5 protein-coding genes are annotated in these 5,936 nt (G+C 63.4%); all 5 read left to right on the top strand.

Going from position 1 to position 5,936, the window contains the following annotated elements:
- Positions 1-226 precede the first annotated feature (226 nt).
- Positions 227-1,189, top strand: coding sequence for an acetyl-CoA carboxylase carboxyltransferase subunit alpha (locus tag IC66_RS0131285; protein ID WP_018320570.1), 963 nt, complete (start codon positions 227-229; stop codon positions 1,187-1,189).
- A 504-nt stretch (positions 1,190-1,693) separates the two neighbouring features.
- A complete protein-coding gene (locus tag IC66_RS0131280; protein WP_049806681.1) occupies positions 1,694-3,211 on the top strand; it encodes a L,D-transpeptidase family protein in 1,518 nt (505 codons plus the stop codon).
- Positions 3,212-3,360: 149 nt separating this feature from the next.
- Positions 3,361-4,209: a DUF3883 domain-containing protein gene (locus IC66_RS0131275; protein ID WP_038950285.1), complete on the top strand. Its 849-nt coding sequence runs from the start codon at positions 3,361-3,363 to the stop codon at positions 4,207-4,209.
- 834 nt (positions 4,210-5,043) lie between these two features.
- Entirely contained in the window at positions 5,044-5,484 is a 441-nt protein-coding gene (locus IC66_RS0131270) for a hypothetical protein (protein ID WP_038950284.1), read from the top strand.
- A 26-nt stretch (positions 5,485-5,510) separates the two neighbouring features.
- Positions 5,511-5,936 (top strand): hypothetical protein (locus tag IC66_RS42730; protein ID WP_157158112.1); only part of this gene is annotated, 426 nt, incomplete at its 3' end.

Genomic DNA, 5,936 nt, shown 5'->3' with positions numbered 1-5,936 from the left:
ATGGAGCCTCAGAGATATGTGCATGCCCTAGCGCGTGCGCGGGGACGACAGCAGAGGCCGAAACCGCCTTGACTTCGGCCACATCTCCGCAGAAAGAGCCGGGGCCTTCGCATGATTTGACGGGCCCGCCCGCAGCACACAGGTCAACTCATTGAAGAAGCTACACTTCTTTCCGTAGGTTCGAATCCGCTTCGCCGCCTCGCCCCGTTCTCCCTATATTGAGTTGATGCAAGACCAGATGCGCAGCTATCTCGACTTCGAAAAGCCCGTCGCCGAGCTCGACTCCAAGGTCGACGAGCTCAGGACGCTGGCGGCCTCCGGCACCGACATCTCCGATGAGATCGGGCGGATCGAGGACAAGGCGGCGCAGGCGCTGGCCGACCTCTATCAAAACCTGACGCCGTGGCAGAAGACGCTGGTCGCGCGGCATCCGCAGCGGCCGCATTTCAACGATTTCATCAAGGGCCTGATCACCGAATTCACCCCGCTCGCCGGCGACCGCAAGTTCGGCGAGGACGAGGCGCTGGTCGCCGGCTTCGGCCGTTTCCGCGGCGAAGCGATCTGCGTGATGGGCCAGGAAAAAGGCGATTCCACCGAAAGCCGCATCAAGCACAATTTCGGCATGGCGCGCCCCGAGGGCTACCGCAAATGCGTGCGGCTGATGGAGATGGCCGAGCGGTTCGGCCTGCCGGTGCTGTCGCTCGCCGATTCCGCCGGCGCCTATCCCGGCATCGGCGCCGAGGAGCGCGGCCAGGCCGAAGCGATCGCGCGCTCGACCGATGCCTGCATGGCGCTGACCGTGCCGAACGTCGCCATCATCACCGGCGAGGGCATGTCGGGCGGCGCCATCGCCATCACCACCGCCAACAAGGTGCTGATGCTGGAGCACGCCATCTACAGCGTGATCTCGCCGGAAGCGGCGTCCTCGATCCTCTGGCGCGACGGCACCAAGGCCCAGGAAGCCGCCAACAACATGAAGATCACCGCCCAGGACATGCTGCGTTTCGGCGTGATCGACAGCATTTTGAAGGAACCGGTCGGCGGCGCCCACCGCGACCCCGCCGCCATGATCGCCACCACCGGGGACGCCATCGCCAAGGCCTTCGACGAGCTCCGGGGCCTCGACGGCGACGCCATCCGCAAGCAGCGCCGGCAGAAATTCCTCGATATCGGCCGGAAACTGGGCTGATTCGCCCCGATTCCGGTGCCGTAGGGTGGGCAAAGGCGCGAAGCGCCGTGCCCACGGTCCGGTCATGTGGTCGCAATTCGTGGGCACGCTGCGCTTTGCCCACCCTACGAAACCTGTCGGGCCGCCCCGGTAACCCCGCATTAACCCTTTTTTTGCCCAAATCAGCGATCTGAGTCCGGGTCGGGCCGCAAAGCCCAAGTTCGGTCCCAAAGTAAGGCCCAAAGTCGCGTCCATTCAGTCTTCGTTGACCATGCCGATGGGCCAACGGGCTCGTGATCCCCGCTCGGGTTGCGACCACATGACCCAGAGGTTAGAATTTTAATCAATGGCTTCAGGGCATAAGCGCTGGGGCGTGAGCTGAAAAAGCCCGTCACGACGGGTCCGGTTCTCCGGTCGGATCATGCTCCATCAGAATTGGGGTTCGCGCTTTCTGCCCGGCACGGTGTGGGGTCCATCTTGATTTCTCGTTCGCTTGCTCGCGCGCTTTTGGCTTCGGTCGCGCTGATGACGGCCAGCGTCCTGCTGGCCGGCTGCGATACCGACCAGGTCTCGCTCGCGACCAACGCCAAGGCCAACCAGCCGGTGCCGCCAAAGCTTCTCGCCGCGATGGTCGAGAAGGACATGGATCTGCAGTCGCCGATCCTGGTGCGCCTGTTCAAGCAGGAGGCCGAGCTCGAGGTCTGGAAGCAGGCCCGCAACGGCCAGTTCGCGCTGCTCAAGACCTATCCGATCTGCCGCTGGTCCGGCGACCTCGGACCGAAGGTGCGCGAAGGCGACCGCCAGGCGCCGGAGGGATTCTACTCGATCAATCCGAGCCAGATGAATCCGCAATCGGCTTATTACCTCTCGTTCAACACCGGCTATCCGAACGCGTTCGACAAGGCGCTGGGCCGCACCGGCTCGCAGCTGATGGTGCACGGCGACTGTTCTTCGCGCGGCTGTTACGCGATGACGGACGAGCAGATCGCGGAGATCTATTCGCTCGGCCGCGAATCCTTCTTCGGCGGCCAGAAGGCGTTCCAGCTGCAGGCCTATCCGTTCAAGATGACGCCGGTGAACATGGCCAAGCACCGGAACAATCCGAACATGCCGTTCTGGAAGATGATCAAGGAAGGCTATGATCATTTCGAGGTGACGCGGCAGGAGCCGAAGGTCGATTTCTGCGAGAAGAAGTACGTCTTCGACGCGGCGAAGCCCGCGGACGCAAAGCGCGATCCGGTGTTCGACGCCTCGGCAAAGTGCCCGGCCTATGTGATTCCCGAGGACGTCGTCGCCGCCGTGCGGGGCAAACAAGCCAAGGACGAGGCGGAATACGCGAGGCTGGTCGCCAAGGGCACGCCGGTGGCGCGCATGAACACGGGCATCGACGGCGGCATGAACAAGATCTTTGCGGCGAAGATCCCGGAAGGCTCGACCGGCCTGTCCGAGGGCGCCGAAGGCACCACGCTGCAGATGCTGGCGATGGCGAAGGCGCCGGGCACGATCCCCGGCCACGTCAATCCGCCCAAGCCGAACCTCGACAGCGTGGCGTCCGCGCCTGCGCCGCAGGAAGAGCCCGTCGTCGCCGTCAGCGCCCCCGCGACCAGCGCGCGCGTCGCCACCGCCGCGCCGGCTGAAAAGTCCGGTGGCTTCTTCTCCAACCTCGGCCGCAAGATGGGCATGGGCTCATCCGACACCACGGCCACCACCCCGCCGCCGCAAGCCACGGCATCCGTGGCCCCGGCCACCACGACCACGACGCCGCCGACCGCAGCGTCGCGGCTCAAGGCCGCAGTGACCCGGTTCGTGCCGGGGCATGACAAGTCCAAGGACGCGACAAAGGAAGCGGCGAAGGACGCGCCGAAGCCGGCCGTCGCGGCCAAGCCTGCCGAGCCGGCAAAGCCCGACACCCGCCTCGCCCAGACGCGGCCGGCGCTGAAGCCGTCGGTGAGCGATGGTGCCGGTGAAGCGACGCAGATCATGGGCGCCGCACCGGTGATCTCGTCGAACTCGTTCGACAGCCGCTTTGGGGCGGTGAAGTAGGGGCGCGGCAGGAGCCGCGCTTTCCTCGATATAGCCGAGCTGACACCGTCATTATCCGCGCAAGCGGAGGATGCTCGCTGCTGCGCTCCTAGTGCCAACCTTGCGCCCGATTGATCTCTTGATACGCTTCGGGTTCGAGAGGCAGAAGCTTGGACCCCGAGCAGATCGAAGGCATTTCAGGGACGCCTTGGACGGAGACTGAAATCTCCGCCGTGGTCGATAGCTATTTCCGAATGTTGGCCTCCGAAAAGGCAGGTATCGCCTACAGCAAGGCAGACAATTGGCGTCGTCTCATGACGACGGTCCGTAGATCCAAAGGATCAATCGAACGCAAGCTCCAGAACATCTCTGCAGTTCTGGACTTATTGGGCGCGCAGTGGATCAACGGTTACAAGCCATTGGGGCACTATCAGGATGCACTGGTGCCGGCTGTCGAACGCAATATTCGACGCGAGCCGAGCTTTCTCTATCCGGCGAGTACAGATACGCAACCGCTGGCACTGAATGACGATGCGATCTTCGTTGCTCCGCCACAGTTAACCGACATGGAAGAAACGCTGCCGCCTGCGATCCGCCAACTTGTCGGAAAGTTTGATCCTGCAGAGAGAGATGCCAGAAATCGCAGCTTGGGGAAGGCAGGAGAAAAGTTCGTCGTAGAGTTCGAGCGCATCCGCCTCCGACGAGCTGGACGTGAGGATCTCGCCGACAACGTTCGGTGGGTTTCCGATCTGGACGGAGACGGCTACGGGTACGATGTCCGTTCCTTTGAACCCGATGGGCAAGAGCGGCTACTGGAGATCAAGACGACGTGTGGGCACGAACGCACGCCATTTTGGCTCACCAAGCGCGAAGTTGAAGTCGCTGCGGAGAGAAAGGACAAATATCGAGTCCGGCGCGTCTTTCACTTTCGGAACCACGGGCAGATGTTCGAAATCGCTCCACCGCTTGAGGGTGCGCTCTTCATGACGCCAACCACGTATTCTGCGAAGCCAAGATAACACTCCCCAATTCAATTGCTTCGGGTAATAATAATTTCTATTTACCCGAACCGCGACACACCCTATACTCCCTCGCCATCTCATCCTGCCGGAAGGGGCGGGTCGCGATCGTCACGGTTCGTGGGGTGAGTTGCGGTGGACGCGGGCGGTGTTGGCGCCAGATGCGGTCGCAGGGCGGGTAGTCCCCGTGAGCGATCAGCGGGCGCGGTACGACAGCGCGGCCATGCCCTGCGAAGCCCGAAGGGTGAAGCGGGGCCGCGTACGGCAAAATCGTGTGGTCCTGGCGCCCGCAGGCTGGCGTCAAGTCTCCGCGGTGGTGTGCGTGCCCGACCGGGTAGCGCACATCAGCGATCTCGCGAGGCGACGGGGGCAAGAGTGCATCGCTCCCCGGGGAGAGCGCGACATAAGCCGTCAAACCACTGCGCAGGGAAGGCCGGTTATCGGGCTGCACCTGTGTCTCCCCTGTGAGCGTTGACTTACGCATCATTGCACAGGGGCTCGCGGGTGCCAGCCGGTACCCGGCCTTCCCTGCGCCCTTCCGATTCCGAAGGGCGCCAGAAGCGAAGCAAAACCCGGGCGAAAAAGCGCTGCGGGATCGCGATGTCATGTCGGCTGTTTGACACTGGAAGAACCGGAGCGGGTGAGCGCAGCCGGGATGAGCGAGGTGTCAGCCGTAGCTCGGAGAGCGAAGCCGGGAAGCGCTATTTGGCAATATCGCAAGCGGCCCCTGCATCGTTCGCCAGCGGCTCTCGCTCGGCCGAAAGTTGCGCGTGCAAACCGCGTTGCCAGGACGTAATCAGATATCTTTCGACTGCCACCGATAGAGCCCAAGGCATGCTGCAACGCACTTTCCTTCGCACGGTGATTTTTCTTTTCGTTCTGTCGGCGGTCGCAGTCGCTGACCAGCACGCGCTGGCGGGACCACGCGACAATTTCAGGGGCATCGCCGTCGTCGAGCTGATGCAGAAATACGGTCACCCCGATCAGATCGTCCCTTTCGGCCGCAAGGACCAGGACCGGGCCTATCACTGGCGAATGAAGACAACGGCCACCTTCGAGGGGGCCGACCAAGGCGAGCGGCGCGAGGATTTCTTCTGCGATGTGACCGCCATCGTTGGGCAGAACGGGCGGGTCAAGACCTTCGAGGCCAGGCCCGCGGATGTCGGCGCCGGCGCCCTCGCATCCATCGAAGCCTTCGGGCCGCTGTGCCGCAAGGCATTCGGCTCACGACCGAGCCGGGCTCGCGGCGAAAAACTCGCCAGGATGCGGCTTTGAGCGGCCGAGGTTGAACAGAGCGGTCCATGGCATCCTTCTACGCAGAGAACCACCTTCGACACATCGCCGGGCTGGAAAAGCGGCACGGTCCGATCAGCGACGAGGTCGTCACAGCCCTGCGCACGCTGATCAAGCTGATCTGCCGCAGCGAGGACCCGGTCGAGGCCATCCCCTTTCTCGACCGCTGCATCTCGATCCAGGAGAGCCTGCATGGGCCGCAGTCCATCCTGGGCGACCTCGATGAATGGATCCGCCAGGCAGGCCGCGTCGACTTCAAATTGGTCGAGCCGTTTCAGCTGCGGCGGCTGGCTATCAGGACCAGGCTCTCCGGCGAGCACAGTTGGCAGGCCGCCGAGGAATGCGAAGCCATCGCCCGGAAATGGGCCTCCGCCGGGGATTATTCCCGCGCCAGGGCTTTTCTGGAGCGAAGCATCTCGATCCTGGAGAAGGTC

Source organism: Bradyrhizobium genomosp. III, from assembly GCF_000261705.1.
GTDB lineage: Bacteria > Pseudomonadota > Alphaproteobacteria > Rhizobiales > Xanthobacteraceae > Bradyrhizobium > Bradyrhizobium ottawaense.
This window is presented reverse-complemented; position numbering and strand designations above follow the sequence as displayed.